The following is a 17,417-nucleotide window of genomic DNA, read 5'->3' on the forward strand; positions in this document are numbered from 1 at the left end:
CTATCTATCTTATAGATTAAACAATCAGGTTTACATTCTCTATAGTTTAATATTTGTTAAAAATATATTCTATTGTTAAAATTTATGTGATATAATTATAACTATTAGGAAACATTTCTTTTGTTTCATTAAATAAAGTTAAATATCAGGAGGATATATATGCTTAAAAAACTTAAGGAATTAAGCAAAGAACAAAAGATTATAGGTAGTATTGTACTATTGCTTATCCTCATTTTGTTCTTCACACTATTAACTAGCGGTAGCACTAAACACTCACAAGTTCAAACTAAGGCTAATGATTCTGTCAAACAGTCTTCACAAGTTAAACAGTCTAGTTCTTCTTCCTCTACTTCATCATCTAGTAGTGAAACTAACTCTAAAATAGAGAAATGGTCTCCAACTGGACATATAGCTGTAGATGCTTATCTGAATACACCACAAATTAAAATCATACTGCGAGCCAAAGCACTGAGAGAGGTAGCATACAAACTCTCGAACACTGATAAACTCTACGAAGTTGAAGCTGAGGTAATTGGGATTGCAGAAAAAGATGAATATCGTGAGTACAACATAACAGGTAAGAAACTTCTGATCCGTACACCTGAATCACTAGCTGTAAAAATAAATGAACTTATGGTCTATACGGGAAATACAGTATCTATAGAAAAATATGATTCAATCGGTAAAGGCTCTTTAGTAATCAGTGAAGTAAGAAAAACAGAGAAAGTACAAGAAGAGGAAAAAGCAAGTATTGAAGCCTCTAAATCAAAAGAGGAGGAAAGGAAAGCATCTTCACGAGAAAAAGAACAAGAGCAAGCTTCATCTCACACTACAACTACTCCTACACAATCGTCTACACCTGCTCCACAATCAAATTTAAGACCGTTCAAAAACTGTAAGGAAGCACGAAAAGCAGGACGTGTAAACATACCTGCTAGTGACCCACAATATGGTCCATGGCTAGATAGAGACAAAGACGGATACGGATGTGATGAATAGTAAAAAAGTTCTTATTCTACTGTCACTACCACTTATTATAATTGTCACATTCACAGCATACTTAACCACTCTGCCACAAACAGACTACCAGATAGCTGTAAATAGACTTCAAAAGATAAGTTTAGAGGCTGTAGAACAGAAAATACAATATCAAGAAAGCTTTTATCTATACACAGGGAGAGAAAGTTGTCCATACTGTCAAGAATTTACTCCAAAGCTAGCAAAAGCAGTAGATAAAACCAATATAACTATGTATTACTTGGATAGTGAGCATATAGATAAGACAAGTTGGAATAACTTCAAAACAACCGTAGGCTTCAAAACAATACCCAATCTCACTTATTTCACAAATGGTACAGCATATGACAGATTACCGAATGCAAGTCAAGCCAGTGTTGAAGGGATTGAATTATTTGTAAGTAAGTACAAATATTAAGGCAAAAATGAGAAGCGATGGACATATAGATTTTAGTGTGAGCTCAGGACCTACAGGATATGGTATGAGTGTTTATCCAATTGGCATTACTATAAAATGGGTTGATTCTGATTTAAGCAAAAATAGAATCGTAGCTGGACAAAGTGCTCCGAATAGCTCCGAACAGGTATTTTACAAAACAGATTAAATCAAAATTAACTTTGATTGAAAATAATGGCATAAAAGAGGATTAGATGAAGTGGTTTAGATTTGTTTAGTTCCTATTTAGAAAATCTTTCCACAATAAAACGCATAATATCAAGATTTTTAACACTTGATACTATGCGTTTTTCTGGTTTTAAAGACTTTTTTGCCTAGCCTCTTTTTTACATTTAAATCACATGACGTTCAAAGGCATCATCTGAAATCCCTTGTTCCAAGATAAGTTTCGCCCATTCTTTAGCAGAGAAGAGGCTGTGGTCCTTATAGTTTCCGCAAGATTCGATGGTTGTTCCAGGGACCTCTTCCCATGTAGTAGTCTCAGCGATTTCTTTGAGCGAATCCTTGATAACAGCTGCAATTTCAGCGCTGGTGTGGCGCCCCCACATAATCATGTGGAATCCTGTGCGGCAGCCAAATGGTGAGCAGTCAATCATACCGTCAATGCGGGTACGGATGAGTTTGGCTAAGAGGTGCTCGATAGTGTGAAGGCCAGCGGTAGGGATAGAGTCTTCATTGGGTTGCACTAAACGAATGTCATAATTGGAGATGATGTCTCCTTTTGGTCCTGTTTCTTCCCCAATCAAGCGAACATAGGGTGCTTTAACAATGGTGTGGTCAAGTTCAAAACTTTCAACAATAACTTCTTTTGACATGGTAAATCCTTTCAGTTTTCTTCTTTCATTATACCATAAAGGCTGCTCTTGAGACAGAGAGAAAACCTCTCCGAGTGTGGAGAGGTTTGAATCGTTATTTACGATACAAGCGATCGTATTGGTAGTAAGGGTCAAAGGTTACGTTGATACCTAGTTTACGAAGGACATTCTTGTCTTCATCTGTCAAGATGATGGTTGAGTGGGCTTCGCTTCCTTTGAGGTTGCCAAGCTCTTCCATAGCACGAGCAGCATCAGGATTTTCTGTAGCTGTGATAGCAAGTGCAATCAGGATTTCATTTGAATGAAGGCGTGGATTGCGGCTACCCAGATGATCGATTTTAAGACCTTGGATTGGTTTGACGACTTCGGGCTCGATTAATTTTACTTCTTTAGCGATGTCAGCTGATTTCTTGATAGCGTTGATAAGAGCAGCTGCTGTAGGGCCAAAGAGTTCTGAGTTCTTACCTGTGACGATTTCCCCGGTTGGCAATTCAAGGGCTAGGGCTGGTCCGCCAGTTTTTTCTGCTTTTTGGCGTGCAGCAACAGCAACCTTACGGTCTGCAGGTGTGATGCCGAGGTCGTTCATGAGTAACTCGATTTTCTTGACAGCAGATTCGCCCACTTTTTCGGCTTTGAAATCAAGAACAGTTTGATAGTAACGGCGGATGATTTCTTGTTTAGAAGCTTCGACAGCAGCTTCATCATCTGTAATAGCGAAACCAACCATGTTGACACCCATATCTGTCGGTGAAGCGTATGGAGATTCACCGAGGATACGTTCCAACATGCGTTTGAGCACTGGGAAAATCTCGATATCACGGTTGTAGTTGACAGTGGTTTCTCCATAGGTTTGAAGATGGAAAGGGTCAATCATGTTGACATCATCAAGGTCAGCTGTGGCAGCCTCGTAGGCCAAGTTGACTGGGTGATGAAGGGGAAGATTCCAAACTGGGAAGGTTTCAAACTTAGCGTAGCCAGACTTGATACCATTGATTTGGTCGTGGTACATATTGGACATACAAGTTGCTAATTTTCCAGAACCAGGTCCAGGAGCGGTTACGACAATCAAGTTGCGACTGGTTTTGATGTAGTCGTTTTTCCCCATACCTTCTGGAGAAATGATGTGGTCCATATCTGTCGGATATCCTTTGATTGGATAATGAAGATAAGAATCAATTCCGTTTTTATCGAGTTGGTTGCGGAAGGCATCTGCAGCGGGTTGGCCAGCGTACTGTGTGATGACCACGGAGCCAACAAAAATTCCCAATTCATTGAATTTGTCAATCAAACGAAGAACTTCTTGGTCATAAGAAATGCCCAAGTCACCACGTGCTTTGGAATGTTCGATGTTGCTAGCGTTAATGGCAATCACAACCTCAACTTGCTCTTTCAACTCCTGCAAGAGCTTGATTTTGTTGTCAGGCTCATAACCAGGAAGAACACGAGCAGCGTGGAAATCTTCTAACATTTTGCCCCCAAACTCCAAGTAGAGCTTGCCGTCAAATTGGTTAATGCGCTCCAAAATATGGTCGCGCTGTAGATTCAAATATTGTTCAGAACTAAAAGCTTGTTTTTTCATTTTTTTACCTCTGACCTCTATTATAATAAAAAATTGGAAGTTAGGAAACTATGGAGTTAAAAAAGGAATCAAAAAGATTAGGCAAACGCTTGCATAAAATTTTAAAAAGCGCTATCATAGACTACAGATTATTAAAATAATGAGGTAAGAAGATGCAAGAAAAATGGTGGCACAATGCCGTAGTCTATCAAGTTTATCCTAAGAGCTTTATGGATAGCAACGGAGATGGAATTGGCGATTTGCCAGGTATTACCAGTAAGTTAGACTATCTAGCTAAGTTAGGAATCACAGCGATTTGGCTTTCTCCTGTTTATGACAGTCCTATGGATGATAATGGCTATGATATTGCTGATTACCAAGCGATTACAGCTATTTTCGGAACCATGGAGGACATGGACCAACTGATTGCGGAAGCTAAGAAGCGTGATATCCGTATCATCATGGACTTGGTGGTCAATCATACCTCGGATGAACATGCTTGGTTTGTCGAGTCCTGTGAAAATCCTGACAGCCCTGAGCGTGACTACTATATCTGGCGGGATGAGCCTAATGATCTTGATTCTATCTTTAGTGGGTCTGCTTGGGAGTATGATGAAAAGTCGGGTCAATACTATCTCCACTTTTTCAGTAAGAAACAGCCTGATCTCAACTGGGAGAATGAAAAACTTCGCCAGAAAATTTATGAGATGATGAACTTCTGGATTGATAAAAGCATTGGCGGTTTCCGTATGGATGTCATTGACATGATTGGCAAAATTCCTGATGAGAAGGTAGTCAATAATGGACCTATGCTCCATCCTTATCTCAAGGAGATGAACCAAGCCACTTTTGGCGATAAGAATCTCTTGACAGTAGGGGAGACTTGGGGAGCAACTCCAGAGATTGCCAAGCTTTACTCTGATCCAAAGGGGCAAGAATTGTCTATGGTTTTCCAATTTGAACACATCTGTCTTCAGTATCAGGAAGGGCAACCTAAGTGGCACTATCAAAAAGCGCTGAATATCCCTAAGTTAAAAGAGATTTTCAACAAATGGCAGACAGAGTTAGGCGTTGAGGACGGCTGGAATTCACTCTTCTGGAACAATCATGACCTCCCTCGTATCGTCTCAATCTGGGGAAATGACCAAGAATACCGAGAAAAATCTGCCAAAGCCTTTGCAATCTTGCTTCATCTCATGAGAGGGACTCCTTATATCTATCAAGGTGAGGAAATTGGGATGACAAATTATCCGTTTGAAACACTGAATCAAGTAGAAGATATTGAATCTCTTAACTATGCGCGTGAGGCTCTTGAAAAAGGCGTTCCGATGGAAGAAATCATGGACAGTATCCGTGTCATTGGTCGTGACAATGCCCGTACCCCTATGCAATGGGATGAGAGCAAAAACGCTGGTTTCTCAACTGCTCAACCTTGGTTGGCAGTGAATCCAAACTATCAAGCAATCAACGTTCAAGAAGCGCTGGCAAATCCTGATTCTATTTTCTATACCTATCAGAAGCTAGTTCAAATCCGTAAGGAGAATAGCTGGCTGATTCGAGCTGATTTTGAACTTCTTGATACGGCTGATAAGGTCTTTGCTTATATTCGTAAAGATGGCGACCGTCGTTTTCTAGTTGTGGCCAATTTGTCCAATGAAGAGCAAGACTTAACAGTAGAAGGAAACGTCAAATCTGTCTTGATTGAAAACACCACGGCTCAAGAAGCCTTTGAAAAACAAGTCTTAGCTCCATGGGATGCTTTCTGTGTGGAATTGGGCTAAATATTTCTGAACAGAAAAATCTAAAATTGAAATCGTATAAAAACAAGGGAGGACTGTATGAAAGACAGAAATTCTTTGTTTTTTTATTCCTAAAGTTTATAAACTTTCATTCTCGAAATTCAATTAACTTTACAAATTCCCACTATTTTGGTAAAATAAGCTTATGTTATAAAAACTAACATAAAGGAGAAAGAAGATGAAGACAAAAAAGCGTGTCCTTAGTGCAGGTCTGACTTTTGCGGCTGCCTTGCTTTTAGCTGCTTGCGGACAATCAGGTTCAGATACAAAAACTTACTCATCAACCTTTAGTGGAAATCCAACTACTTTTAACTATCTATTAGACTACTACGCTGATAATACAGCCATCATTACCAATCTAGTTGATGGTTTGCTTGAAAATGACAATCACGGAAATCTAATTCCGTCTTTGGCAGAAGACTGGTCTGTTTCAAGCGACGGTCTAACTTATACCTACAAATTGAGAAAAGATGCCAAATGGTTCACAGCTGACGGTGAAGAATACGCTCCAGTCAAGGCACAGGATTTTGTGACAGGTATCAAGTACGCAGTGGATAATAAATCACAGGCCATTGACTTGATTCAAAACTCAATCAAGGGCTTGAATGATTATATTACAGGAGCGGATTCTGACTTTTCTAAGGTTGGGGTTAAGGCCATTGATGACCAGACTGTTGAGTATACTTTGACACGCCCAGAGCCTTACTGGAATTCAAAAACAACGAACAGTATTCTTTTCCCAGTAAACGAAGAGTTTCTAAACTCAAAAGGGAAGGATTTTGGTACCCTATCTCCAGATAGTATTCTCTACAGTGGACCTTACTTGTTAAAAGATTTCACATCAAAATCATCTATTGAGTATGTGAAAAATCCGCATTACTATGATCATGACAAAGTATCAATTGAACACGTGAAATTGGCTTATTTTGATGGCTCAGACCAAGAATTGACCATCCGTAACTTTGAAAGTGGAGCTTATTCTATCGCTGGGGTTTATCCAAATAGTTCTAACTTTGCTAAGACCAAGGAAAAATATAGGGATAATATCGTCTATAGCTTGCAGGACAAGACTTCTTGGTACTTCAATTTCAACGTCAACCGTAAGGCTTACAGCCATACGTCTAAAACGACAGATGAGCAGAAGAAGTCAACTGAGACAGCTGTCTTGAACAAGAACTTCCGCCAAGCAGTGAACTTTGCCTTGGACCGCACAGCCTATTCTGCCCAGTCAAATGGGGAAGAGGCGGCTAGCAAGACCCTTCGTAACACCTTGGTTCCTCCTACATTTGTCCAAGTTGGAGACAAGACCTTTGGAGAAGTAGTCGCTTCTAAATTGGTCAACTATGGCACAGAATGGTCAGGTATTAACCTGGCAGATGCTAAGGATGCCTATTTCAACAAAGAAAAAGCCCAAGCAAAATTTGCGGAAGCTAAAAAAGAATTGACAAGTCAAGGTGTGACCTTCCCAATTCACTTGGATGTGGCGGTTGATCAGACAAGTAAAAATGCCGTGACAGGTATGAACTCAGTTAAGCAGACCCTTGAGTCAGTTTTAGGTGCTGATAACATTGTCATTGATGTTCAGCAACTTTCAACAGATGATTTCAATAACGTAGCCTTCTTGGCACCGACAGCAGCTGATCGTGACTACGATTTGAACTTTGATGGTTGGGTAGGTGACTACCAAGATCCATCAACTTATCTCAATCCTTTCAATGCAGAGGATGGATTCTACCTTAAGATTTTTGGACTAGATGCCAAGGAAGACAAGGAAAAAATCACTAGCCTAGGTCTTGATACCTACACTAAGATGCTCAAAGATGCAGATAGTGAAAACAAAGATGTAGCCAAACGTTATGAAAAATACGCTGAAGCACAGGCTTGGATGATTGACAATTCTCTCATTATGTCAGCTATGTCAAGTGGTGGCACAGCATCTGTAACCAAAGTGACGCCATTTACAAGAGGCTATTCATTGGTTGGTATCAAGGGTGATGGCAATAACTACAAGTACATGAAACTGCAAAAAGACACTGTGACGACCAAACAGTTTGAAGAAGCTAAAAGTAAATGGGAACAAGAAAGCAAAAAAGCAATTGAAAAAGCTCAAAAAGAAGCAGAAAAACATGTTAAATAGTTAGAAATAGCCTTTTCAAACAAAATCATAAAGACAAACATCAGTTTTGGTGCTTGTCTTTTTAAATCACTCGGCTATTGAAAACTAAGAAATGATTTGTTTTGTGCTAAAATAGATTGAAACTAAGATCCTCTCTTTTACTATAGTTAAGGAGATGTAAAGATAAGTGATAAGGAAGAGACTATGTACGACTATCTAATCGTTGGTGCTGGTTTGTCGGGAGCAATTTTTGCTTATGAAGCAACCAAGCGTGGAAAAAAAGTAAAAGTTATTGATAAACGTGACCACATTGGTGGGAATGTCTATTGTGAGAATGTAGAAGGTGTTAATGTTCATAAATACGGTGCCCATATCTTTCATACTTCTAATAAAAAAGTTTGGGATTATGTGAATCAATTTGCTGAATTTAACAACTACATCAACTCGCCTCTAGCTAATTACAAGGGTAGCCTTTATAATCTACCTTTCAATATGAATACTTTCTATGCTATGTGGGGGACAAAAACTCCTCAAGAAGTCAAAGATAAGATTGCTGAGCAAACGGCTCATATGAAGGACGTTGAACCTAAAAACTTAGAGGAACAGGCTATCAAGTTGATCGGTCCAGATATTTATGAAAAATTGATTAAAGGATATACTGAAAAGCAATGGGGACGTTCTGCGACTGACCTTCCACCCTTTATCATCAAACGCTTACCAGTTCGTTTAACCTTTGATAATAACTACTTCAATGACCGTTACCAGGGTATTCCAATTGGTGGGTATAATGTTATCATCGAAAATATGCTCAAGGATGTGGAAGTAGAACTTGGTCTTGACTTTTTTGCCAATCGTCAGGAATTAGAAGCTTCAGCTGAGAAAGTTGTCTTTACAGGGATGATTGACCAATATTTTGATTATAAACATGGCGAGTTAGAATACCGTAGTCTTCGTTTTGAGTATGAAGTTCTAGATGAGGAAAATTATCAAGGAAATGCCGTTGTAAACTATACAGAACGAGAAATTCCTTATACTCGCATTATTGAGCATAAACATTTTGAGTATGGAACACAAGATAAAACGGTTATTACTCGTGAATACCCAGCTGATTGGAAACGTGGAGATGAACCTTACTATCCAATCAATGATGAGAGAAACAATGCCATGTTTGCTAAATATCAAGAAGAAGCAGCCCAGAAAGATAAGGTCATTTTCTGTGGTCGTTTAGCAGATTATAAATACTATGACATGCATGTGGTCATCGAACGGGTCCTGAATGTTGTAGAGGAAGAGTTGGGATATTAATGCAACGATTCTATAATTTTAGAATTTTTGCTACTTAAGATTTTTAGAAGTAAAGCGAACAAGATTGTTTTCTGTCGGTCAGAAGAGAATCTATGTTGGCTTTTTGTTTTATGTAGATGACCAATTTATACTTATGTAAAATCAAAGAACATCTTTTGTTGGCAGTTTGCTCAAGGAATATCGTAGCTCAAATATGTACTTTAAAATTCAACAGTTCTTATAAGTATTCCTGTATTCTAGGGAATCGATGCTAGAGTTTTTGCTAAAAATCTATCATATATATTCTCAGAATAGGAGAATTTTCTACTATTTTTGATTTTAAATAAGTATAAAACAGAATACTATTTGATATTTAGAGATAGTATCAATAAGTCCTTTGTTATGTGAATTAGTTAAGAAGTATTTAACCTTATTCATATTTTTTCAGAGTTGTTGTTTAAAAAATAATTTTCAAAAATTCAGAAAATTCTATTGACAGGACTTGAAAAAGAGTCTATAATGAATAAAAAAACAAAGGAGAATACTATGAAAACAAGAAAAGTATTGGCTCTTGCGGGAGTAACCTTATTAGCAGCTGGTGTTTTAGCTGCTTGTTCTGGGGGTTCAGGCGCTCAAGGTGAAAAAACCTTTGCATTTACCTACGAGACACATCCGGATAATCTCAACTATTTGACAACTGGTAAGGCAGCAACTTCTGAGATTACTAGTAATGTGATCGATGGATTGCTTGAAAATGATAAATACGGGAACCTTGTTTCTTCATTGGCAGAAGACTGGTCGGTCTCTAAGGATGGCTTGACTTATACTTATAAGATTCGTCAAGATGCCAAGTGGTATACATCTGAGGGAGAAGAGTACGCTCCTGTTAAGGCTCAGGACTTTGTAACAGGACTTAAATATGCAACAGATAAGAAAGCAGAAGCCCTTTACTTGGTACAGGATTCAATCAAAGGTCTGGATGCCTATGCCAAAGGTGAAATCACAGACTTCGCTCAAGTCGGGATTAAAGCCCTTGACGACCAAACAATCCAATACACCTTGAACAAACCTGAAACTTTTTGGAACTCAAAAACAACCATGGGTGTGCTTGCGCCAGTCAATGAAGAGTTTTTGAATTCAAAAGGGGATGATTTTGCCAAAGCTACGGATCCAAGTAGTCTCTTGTATAACGGTCCTTATTTGTTGAAATCCATTGTGACTAAATCCTCTGTTGAATTTGCGAAGAATCCGAACTACTGGGATAAGGACAATGTGCATATTGACAAAGTTAAATTGTCATTCTGGGATGGGCAAGATACCAGCAAACCAGCAGAAAACTTTAAAGATGGTAGCCTTACAGCAGCTCGTCTTTATCCAACAAGTGCAAGTTTCGCAGAGCTCGAGAAGAGTATGAAAGACAATATTGTCTATACTCAACAAGACTCTACGACTTATCTAGTGGGAACAAATATTGATCGTCAATCTTATAAGCACACATCTAAGACTAGCGAAGAACAAAAGACATCTACTAAAAAGGCTCTCTTAAACAAGGATTTCCGTCAGGCTATTGCCTTTGGTTTTGACCGTACAGCTTATGCCTCTCAGTTGAATGGAGAAACTGGAGCAAGCAAAATCTTGCGCAATCTCTTTGTGCCACCAACATTTGTTCAAGCAGATGGGAAAAACTTTGGCGATATGGTCAAAGAAAAATTGGTGACTTATGGGGATGAATGGAAGGATGTGAACCTTGCCGATTCACAAGATGGTCTCTACAATCCAGAAAAAGCCAAGGCTGAATTTGCTAAAGCTAAATCAGCTTTACAAGCAGAAGGTGTGACATTCCCAATTCACCTAGATATGCCTGTTGATCAGACAGCAACTACAAAAGTTCAGCGCGTCCAATCTATGAAACAATCCTTGGAAGCAACTTTAGGAACTGATAATGTCGTTATTGATATCCAACAATTGCAAAAAGATGAATTGCTTAATGTAACTCTATTTGCTGAAAATGCTGCTGGCGAAGACTGGGATTTATCAGATAATGTCGGTTGGGGTCCAGACTTTGCCGATCCATCAACTTATCTCGATATTATCAAACCTTCTGTAGGAGAAAGTACTAAAACATATTTAGGATTTGACTCAGGGGAAGATAATGTAGCTGCTAAAAAAGTAGGTCTATATGACTACGAAAAATTGGTTACTGAGGCTGGTGATGAGGCTATAGACGTTGCTAAACGCTATGAAAAATATGCTGCTGCCCAAGCTTGGTTGACCGACAGTGCTTTGATCATCCCAACAACTTCTAAAACTGGTCGTCCAATCTTGTCTAAGATGGTACCATTTACAATACCATTTGCATTGTCAGGAAATAAAGGTACAAGTGACCCAGTCTTGTATAAATACCTTGAAATTCAAGACAAGGCAGTTACTGCAGATGAATACCAAAAAGCTCAAGAAAAATGGATGAAAGAAAAAGCAGAATCCAATAAAAAAGCGCAAGAAGAACTCGCAAAACATGTGAAATAAGATAAAAAGAGACTGAGCAAAAAGTCTTTAAAAGCAAAACGCATATTGTCAGGTGATGAAAGCCTTGATCGTATGCGTTTTATTGTGAAATGAGGAATGGTAGACTATAGCTGGTTGACACTGAACCGGTACACTCTTGTTTCAAATATTACAGTGTATTGAATCAAGACCGGCATATTGTAGCTCATAAAATATTTTTAGAAATTCATACTCTTCGAAAATCTCTTCAAACCACGTCAGCTTCCATCTGCAACCTCAAAACAGTGTTTTGAGCAAGCTGCAGCTAGCTTCCTAGTTTGCTTTTTGATTTTCATTGAGTATGATTTGAATTTCCCAATCAATTTGCTTAGTTTTTATTTCAATCTACTTTACTTGATTTCTGTATTTTATTTTGAAAATGAAAAAATCCTGAGTTTAGAGTTCTCAGGATTTTCTTCATCTTACTGTTGTGGTTGTTGTTGGACTTGAGGAGTCTGTGGAGCTGGATTTTGATTGGCTCCTGGTGCATTTGGTGCTTGATTTTGACCATTAGTACTAGCATCAGGACTTGTTACTGGTGCTTGACTAGTAGAGCTTTCTGCACTTGTTGATGAGCTTTCGGTTGAAGATGATTGGGATGTCGTTTCAGTCCAAGTCGGTCTTGCTCCATTTTGGAAAACAAACTGCCCATTTCGATAGATGCCATCTGGCATATTCCAGTCCTCTGGATTGCTTCCTTCAGACAGGTAGGTCATCATAGAGCGGTAAACTTTAGCAGCGACCGTAAGGCCATCGCCTACAAGTGGTGTCAGACGGTTAGAATAGCCTGTCCATACAGCCATTGCATATTTGCGGGTATACCCTACAAACATTTCATCTGGAGCTACGTAACCAGTGTTCTTGATATACTTTTCAATTTCTTCGTCAGTATAGTTAGAAGTACCTGTTTTACCTGCTTGTGGAAGCCAAGGTAGGTAGGCTCCACGTCCGATTCCGTATACTAAGACAGTTTTCATCATGTCGGTCATCATATAGGCTGTCGTTTCCTTCATGGCACGAGTTCCGACATTAGAGAACTCTTTTTCACTCCCATCACTAAAGACGACTTTATGGATATACATTGGTTTATAGTAAGTTCCACCATTTGCAAAGGCAGCGTAAGCAGCAGCCATCTTTTCACTACTTGCTCCATATTTTTTGTCTGACTCGGTTGTGTTACTTGAAATGGCATTTGAGTAGTGAAGACTTGGGTAGTCGATTCCGAGACCATTTAGGAAAGTCTTGGCACGGTTGAGTCCGACCTTGTTTAGCGTTTCCACGGCTGGGACGTTTCGCGATTGTTGCAGGGCGTATTGCAAGGTGATATTGCCAAAGTAGCCCCTATCCCAGTTATAAACAGGGGTATCTGTCCCAGGGTAGTTATAGGGCTCATCGTGAACGATAGTAGCAGTTGAATCGTAGACACCGTACTCCAAGGCAGGAGCATAGTCTGTGATCGGTTTCATAGTTGATCCCCAGTCGCGGTTTGTTTCCACTGCTTGGTTAATTCCGAAGGAAACATTACTTGACTGATGACGTGCTCCTAGCTGAGCAATGACTTTACCGTTAGAAACATCAACAATGGTAGAAGCGACTTGCAATTCATCGTCTGGATAGGCAACGTATTCGTCTGTATTGTAAATATCCCACAGATGTTTTTGAGCTTCTTGGTCTACATTTGTGTAGACATCCATCCCAGTTGTGAGCAGGTTATAGCCTGTTTCTTCTTCAACTTGATTGATGACCTCCTTGAGGTAATTATCCATGTAAGCAGGGTAATTACTTGCTGATTTGAGACTTTGTAATCCATCAGTAATTGGTGTGTTGACTGCTTTCTCATACTGTTCAGCAGAGATGTAGCCTTGATTTTTCATTTCAGATAAGACCAAGTTTCGGCGGTCTTGGGCTGCTTCTGGATGTGAATAGGGGTCATATTGGTTTGGTGCCTGAGGCATTCCAGCCAGCAAGGCTAACTGAGGTAAACTTAAATTATTGAGGTCTTTACCATAGTAGTTTTGAGCTGCTGTCTGCATTCCATAGTTGCCATTAGACATGTAGACCTTATTTATATAGTAGGTCAAGATTTCTTGCTTGGTTGCTTTTTGTTCTAACTGAATCGCTAACCAAGCTTCCTGAGCCTTACGAGAAATAGTCTGATCGGAAGTCGAGGTTGAAAAGTAAGTCAACTTAATCAACTGTTGAGTGAGAGTTGATCCACCTTGGAGGGAATTACTTTGCAGATTGCGCAAGAAAGCTCCCAGGATACGGATGGTATCAATCCCCCTGTGGTCGAAGAAGCGATGGTCTTCGATAGAAACGATTGCCTTAACCAAATCTGTGGGAATATCATTAGCTTGGGCATTGACGCGGCGTTCAGAACCCAAGTCAGCAATGAGTTGATTTTTATTGTCGTAGATTTTACTAGAGGTTGTTGCAACTAGTTTACTCTCGGATAGGCTAGGAGCCTTGCTAACGTAGTAGAAAAAAACTCCTCCGCCTAAGACAATGGCTGCGATAACCAAGCTTAAGAAGCTAATGCTCAAATACTTGATTAGGCGCAGAATCGTTGGTTTGTTCATCTTGTTTTACCACCTAATAAATGTTCTTTGATAACATTGAGATAGGGAATTTGAGGGAAGGCACCAGCCTTGATTTCATATCCATATTCTCGAATATATCCAAGTGGCATTGATTTTTGTCCCTTATCTTGATGATAGAAGCGAATCAAATCGAATGCCGGCAATAAGTAGGTTTCTTGCTGAGAAGAAAAGTGAAGAAGGACAAAGCAGATTCCTTGTTGGGCAAGGACTTGTTCCATATGCTGAATCTGATGTAGATGGAAATTTTTCATCGGAATCGCACGTTTTTGTTTTGTTTCCTTGGCTTCAAAGTCGATGTAATATCCATTATAAACGCCAGAATAGTCCGTCGTTGAAGCTTGTCGAAAATAGGCTTCAACAATCTTGGCACGACTTCGCTGTGGATAGTCCACTCGTACAATTTGAATAGGGGTTGGTTTCTTGTGTATAACAGCCAAGCCCTGAGACAAATAGTAGTCATTGGTAGCATTGATCATCTTTTCAAAAGACATTCCTCGATTTGCGAAATTTTTGGGTTGAGAAAGAGATGTTTGTCTTTTTTGTGATGAAAGTTTATGTGGATAGTTGACCATAATTCTCCTTATTGGTACAATAACATCACTCTATTATACCATAAATTTGCACAGAAAGGGTTAAAAATGGCTACAGCTTTGGTTTTAGGCTATTCTGCTTTTGATTTGGGTTTATTTTCTGATAAGGATCCTCGTCTTAAATTGATAAAAAAAGCAATACGTAAAGATTTAGAGGCTATGGCAGCAGATGGGGTGTCTTGGCTTGTGTTTACAGGAAGTTTGGGTTTTGAATATTGGGTTTTAGAGGTTGCTCAGGAGATGAAAACCGAGTACGGTTTCCAGTTGGCCACCATTTTTGCTTTTGAAACTCATGGGGAAAATTGGAATGAAGGCAATCAGATGAAACTGAGCCGCTTTAAGCAGGTAGACTTTGTCAAATATGCCTATCCTCGCTATGAACACAAGGGGCAGTTAAGAGACTACCAGCAGTTTTTACTGGAAAATACGAATAGTTCTTATCTTTTTTATGATGAGGAAAATGAAACGAAATTAGCTTATTTTTACCAAAAGATGAAAAATCAAGAGGACTATTTTATAAAGAGATTAACATTTGATCAATTAAATGAACTTGCTGAAAATTTTTCCGAAAATTGAAGCTTTGACCTTGATTTTTGTTTGCCTTTTTTTATATAATAATACTAGCAAGCGAGAATGGAGAGAGACATGGCAAGTATTATTTTTTCAGCGAAAGATATTTTTGAACAAGAGTTTGGACGTGAAGTTCGTGGGTATAGCAAGGTAGAAGTTGATGAGTTTTTAGACGATGTCATCAAGGACTATGAAACCTATGCTGCCTTGGTCAAGTCACTTCGTCAGGAAATTGCGGATTTGAAGGAAGAATTAACTCGTAAACCGCAAGTGAGTTCGGCTCCAAGTCCTAGTCACCCAGATCCAATTGATGTGGCTGCTTCATCTTCTATGACGAATTTTGATATTTTGAAACGCTTGAATCGTCTTGAAAAAGAAGTATTCGGTAAACAAATTTTAGACAATACTGATTTGTAATTCAGGTCTTGTTACATGCAATTTTTGGATAATCGCGTGAGGAGAATTGCTTCTCATGAGGAAAGTCCATGCTAGCACAGGCTGTGATGCCTGTAGTGTTTGTGCTAGGCGAAACCATAAGCCTAGGGACGAGAAATCGTTACGGCAGTTGAAATGGCTAAGTCCTTGGATAGGTCAGAGTAGGCTTGAAAGTGCCACAGTGACGGAGTCTTTCTGGAAACGGAGAGAGTGGAACGCGGTAAACCCCTCAAGCTAGCAACCCAAATTTTGGTCGGGGCATGGAGTACGCGGAAACGAACGTAGTATTCTGACTGCTATCAGCTAGAGCTGTTAGTGGTAGACAGATGATTATCGAAGGAAGTGGTCCTAGTCACTTCTGGAACAAAACATGGCTTATAGAAAATTGCATATAGGTTGGGGCTGAGAAATTTTCTCAACCTCATTTTTTAAAGTGGACATATAGAAAGGTCTTGCAAGACTGTAACATGAAAAAAGAATTTAATTTAATTGCAACTGTGGCAGCAGGTCTTGAAGCTGTTGTAGGACGAGAAGTAAGAGAGCTGGGCTACGATTGTCAGGTTGAAAATGGGCGTGTGCGTTTTCAAGGAGACGTGAGAGCGATTATCGAAACCAACCTCTGGCTTCGGGCAGCAGATCGTATCAAGATCATCGTAGGAACGTTCCCAGCTAAGACGTTTGAAGAGTTGTTTCAGGGAGTTTTTGCTTTAGATTGGGAAAATTATTTACCACTCGGAGCTCGGTTCCCAATTTCAAAAGCCAAATGTGTTAAATCTAAACTTCACAATGAACCCAGTGTTCAGGCTATTTCTAAGAAAGCTGTTGTCAAGAAATTGCAGAAACACTATGCTCGCCCAGAAGGGGTTCCTCTGATGGAGAATGGCCCAGAGTTTAAGATTGAGGTCTCTATTCTCAAAGATGTGGCAACTGTCATGATTGATACGACAGGCTCTAGCCTCTTTAAACGTGGTTATCGTACCGAAAAAGGGGGAGCCCCTATCAAGGAAAACATGGCGGCAGCTATTTTGCAACTTTCTAACTGGTATCCAGACAAGCCTTTGATTGATCCGACCTGTGGTTCGGGGACTTTCTGTATCGAGGCTGTCATGATTGCCAGAAAGATGGCGCCTGGCCTTCGTCGCTCCTTTGCTTTTGAGGAATGGAACTGGATTAGCGATCGCTTGATTCAGGAAGTGCGCACAGAGGCGGCTAAAAAAGTGGACCGTGAGCTGGAATTGGATATCATGGGCTGTGATATTGATGCTCGCATGGTGGAAATTGCTAAGGCCAATGCTCAGGCAGCTGGTGTTGCAGGGGATATTACTTTTAAGCAGATGCGCGTGCAGGATTTACGTTCCGATAAAATCAATGGTGTAATCATCTCCAATCCTCCTTACGGGGAACGTTTATCAGATGATGCAGGGGTGACCAAGCTTTATGCTGCGATGGGTCAGGTATTTGCACCACTGAAAACTTGGAGCAAATTTATCCTGACTAGTGATGAAGCCTTTGAAAGCAAGTATGGTAGCCAAGCAGATAAGAAGCGTAAGTTATACAACGGAACCTTGAAAGTGGATCTGTATCAATATTTTGGTCAGCGTGTCAAACGGCAAGAGGTAAAATAGAAAGGGA

General features: G+C 39.6%; 13 protein-coding genes and 1 other RNA gene. 10 read left to right on the forward strand and 4 right to left on the reverse strand.

Annotated elements, in window-relative coordinates; translation table 11 throughout:
• Positions 1-159 precede the first annotated feature (159 nt).
• Together HT689_RS04530 and HT689_RS04535 are read left to right on the forward strand one after the other, a co-directional pair.
• Complete coding sequence (locus HT689_RS04530) at positions 160-999, forward strand: excalibur calcium-binding domain-containing protein (RefSeq protein WP_173226277.1); 840 nt, start codon at positions 160-162, stop codon at positions 997-999.
• Positions 992-1,435, forward strand: a complete 444-nt coding sequence (locus tag HT689_RS04535; RefSeq protein WP_173226279.1) for a thiol-disulfide isomerase — start codon at positions 992-994, stop codon at positions 1,433-1,435. Before HT689_RS04530 ends, HT689_RS04535 begins: the two co-directional genes overlap by 8 nt.
• 371 nt (positions 1,436-1,806) lie before the next feature.
• Here the strand turns inward: HT689_RS04535 and HT689_RS04540 are convergent, their stop codons facing one another.
• Both HT689_RS04540 and HT689_RS04545 read right to left on the reverse strand, forming a co-directional pair.
• The gene (locus tag HT689_RS04540; protein ID WP_000032548.1) at positions 1,807-2,289 is read right to left on the reverse strand and encodes an S-ribosylhomocysteine lyase; all 483 of its coding nucleotides are present in this window, start codon (positions 2,287-2,289) and stop codon (positions 1,807-1,809) included.
• 94 nt (positions 2,290-2,383) lie between these two features.
• Positions 2,384-3,868 (reverse strand): DUF1846 domain-containing protein, encoded by a 1,485-nt coding sequence (locus HT689_RS04545; protein ID WP_173226281.1) that lies wholly within the window; start codon positions 3,866-3,868, stop codon positions 2,384-2,386.
• Between the two features lie 152 nt (positions 3,869-4,020).
• Here HT689_RS04545 and HT689_RS04550 point away from each other — a divergent pair, with 152 nt between their 5' ends.
• The 4 genes from HT689_RS04550 to HT689_RS04565 all read left to right on the forward strand — a co-directional run bounded on the left by HT689_RS04550 (position 4,021) and on the right by HT689_RS04565 (position 11,572).
• A complete protein-coding gene (locus tag HT689_RS04550) occupies positions 4,021-5,628 on the forward strand; it encodes an alpha-glucosidase (protein ID WP_173226283.1) in 1,608 nt (535 codons plus the stop codon).
• A gap of 196 nt (positions 5,629-5,824) precedes the next feature.
• Positions 5,825-7,783 (forward strand): peptide ABC transporter substrate-binding protein, encoded by a 1,959-nt coding sequence (locus tag HT689_RS04555; RefSeq protein ID WP_173226285.1) that lies wholly within the window; start codon positions 5,825-5,827, stop codon positions 7,781-7,783.
• Positions 7,784-7,966: 183 nt separating this feature from the next.
• Complete coding sequence (gene glf / locus HT689_RS04560; protein WP_173226287.1) at positions 7,967-9,067, forward strand: UDP-galactopyranose mutase; 1,101 nt, start codon at positions 7,967-7,969, stop codon at positions 9,065-9,067.
• A gap of 525 nt (positions 9,068-9,592) precedes the next feature.
• Complete coding sequence (locus HT689_RS04565) at positions 9,593-11,572, forward strand: peptide ABC transporter substrate-binding protein (protein ID WP_173253050.1); 1,980 nt, start codon at positions 9,593-9,595, stop codon at positions 11,570-11,572.
• 440 nt (positions 11,573-12,012) lie between these two features.
• Here HT689_RS04565 and pbp1a read toward each other — a convergent pair whose 3' ends face one another.
• The gene (gene pbp1a, locus HT689_RS04570) at positions 12,013-14,169 is read right to left on the reverse strand and encodes a penicillin-binding protein PBP1A (protein WP_001040008.1); all 2,157 of its coding nucleotides are present in this window, start codon (positions 14,167-14,169) and stop codon (positions 12,013-12,015) included.
• Complete coding sequence (gene recU / locus HT689_RS04575; RefSeq protein WP_173226291.1) at positions 14,166-14,762, reverse strand: Holliday junction resolvase RecU; 597 nt, start codon at positions 14,760-14,762, stop codon at positions 14,166-14,168. The genes pbp1a and recU overlap by 4 nt, the downstream gene beginning before the upstream one ends.
• A 66-nt stretch (positions 14,763-14,828) precedes the next feature.
• Between recU and HT689_RS04580 the strand changes: the two genes are divergently transcribed.
• The 4 genes from HT689_RS04580 to HT689_RS04595 all read left to right on the forward strand — a co-directional run bounded on the left by HT689_RS04580 (position 14,829) and on the right by HT689_RS04595 (position 17,410).
• Positions 14,829-15,356, forward strand: coding sequence for a DUF1273 domain-containing protein (locus HT689_RS04580; RefSeq protein ID WP_000179545.1), 528 nt, complete (start codon positions 14,829-14,831; stop codon positions 15,354-15,356).
• A 69-nt stretch (positions 15,357-15,425) separates the two neighbouring features.
• Positions 15,426-15,767 carry a cell division regulator GpsB gene (gpsB, locus tag HT689_RS04585; protein WP_000146532.1) on the forward strand — a complete coding sequence of 114 codons (342 nt, stop codon included), beginning with the start codon at positions 15,426-15,428 and terminating at the stop codon, positions 15,765-15,767.
• Positions 15,768-15,787: 20 nt separating this feature from the next.
• Positions 15,788-16,168: RNase P RNA component class B (rnpB, locus tag HT689_RS04590), an RNA gene on the forward strand.
• Positions 16,169-16,252: 84 nt separating this feature from the next.
• Entirely contained in the window at positions 16,253-17,410 is a 1,158-nt protein-coding gene (locus tag HT689_RS04595; protein WP_173226293.1) for a class I SAM-dependent RNA methyltransferase, read from the forward strand.
• Positions 17,411-17,417 lie beyond the last annotated feature (7 nt).

The organism is Streptococcus sp. 2342 (assembly GCF_013276795.1).
GTDB lineage: Bacteria > Bacillota > Bacilli > Lactobacillales > Streptococcaceae > Streptococcus.

Coding starts and splice junctions, on each gene's coding strand:
- HT689_RS04530 (WP_173226277.1), top strand. CDS start 160: ATGCTTAAAAAACTTAAGGAATTAAGCAAAGAACAAAAGATTATAGGT.
- HT689_RS04535 (WP_173226279.1), top strand. CDS start 992: ATGAATAGTAAAAAAGTTCTTATTCTACTGTCACTACCACTTATTATA.
- HT689_RS04540 (WP_000032548.1), bottom strand. CDS start 2,289: ATGTCAAAAGAAGTTATTGTTGAAAGTTTTGAACTTGACCACACCATT.
- HT689_RS04545 (WP_173226281.1), bottom strand. CDS start 3,868: ATGAAAAAACAAGCTTTTAGTTCTGAACAATATTTGAATCTACAGCGC.
- HT689_RS04550 (WP_173226283.1), top strand. CDS start 4,021: ATGCAAGAAAAATGGTGGCACAATGCCGTAGTCTATCAAGTTTATCCT.
- HT689_RS04555 (WP_173226285.1), top strand. CDS start 5,825: ATGAAGACAAAAAAGCGTGTCCTTAGTGCAGGTCTGACTTTTGCGGCT.
- glf (WP_173226287.1), top strand. CDS start 7,967: ATGTACGACTATCTAATCGTTGGTGCTGGTTTGTCGGGAGCAATTTTT.
- HT689_RS04565 (WP_173253050.1), top strand. CDS start 9,593: ATGAAAACAAGAAAAGTATTGGCTCTTGCGGGAGTAACCTTATTAGCA.
- pbp1a (WP_001040008.1), bottom strand. CDS start 14,169: ATGAACAAACCAACGATTCTGCGCCTAATCAAGTATTTGAGCATTAGC.
- recU (WP_173226291.1), bottom strand. CDS start 14,762: ATGGTCAACTATCCACATAAACTTTCATCACAAAAAAGACAAACATCT.
- HT689_RS04580 (WP_000179545.1), top strand. CDS start 14,829: ATGGCTACAGCTTTGGTTTTAGGCTATTCTGCTTTTGATTTGGGTTTA.
- gpsB (WP_000146532.1), top strand. CDS start 15,426: ATGGCAAGTATTATTTTTTCAGCGAAAGATATTTTTGAACAAGAGTTT.
- HT689_RS04595 (WP_173226293.1), top strand. CDS start 16,253: ATGAAAAAAGAATTTAATTTAATTGCAACTGTGGCAGCAGGTCTTGAA.